Annotated in this window: 1 protein-coding gene; it reads right to left on the bottom strand. The window is 68.0% G+C overall.

What is annotated here, in order from left to right; translation table 11 throughout:
- Nucleotides 1-334 (bottom strand): hypothetical protein (locus EN852_RS36680; RefSeq protein WP_210238306.1); only part of this gene is annotated, 334 nt, incomplete at its 3' end.
- Between the last annotated feature and the right edge of the window lie 22 nt (nt 335-356).

Below are 356 nucleotides of genomic sequence, written 5' to 3'. Positions count from 1 at the left end.
CGATCGCATCGGGGTAGCACTCGACCTGGTTGCGCGCGGCGTAGAAGACCTCATACGCCGGCTCCAGCAGGTCCAGGCTGGCGCCACTGCTGTGCAGCGCTTCGTGCAGGGTCAGCCGGCGCAGTTCGCTGAGGTCGTGGTGCAGATGCGGGTGGGCGTGGTACAGGCGCTCGCGCAGTTCGCGCATCGCGGCCACCGGATACATCGCGGCGGTGGCGGGGCTGTGTTCACGCATCCATGCGTGCAGGACCTGCTCGATGCGGGCGCCGATCGGAGCGAACGGCCACAGCGTGTCGTCGAGGTCGAGGGTGATGGCTTGGACGGGGAAATTCACCCCGCCATTCTACGCCTGCCCG

Source organism: Mesorhizobium sp. M2E.F.Ca.ET.209.01.1.1 (genome assembly GCF_004010375.2).
GTDB lineage: Bacteria > Pseudomonadota > Alphaproteobacteria > Rhizobiales > Rhizobiaceae > Mesorhizobium.
Note: the sequence above shows the minus strand (reverse complement) of the source record. Positions and strands in the feature narration are given on the sequence as shown.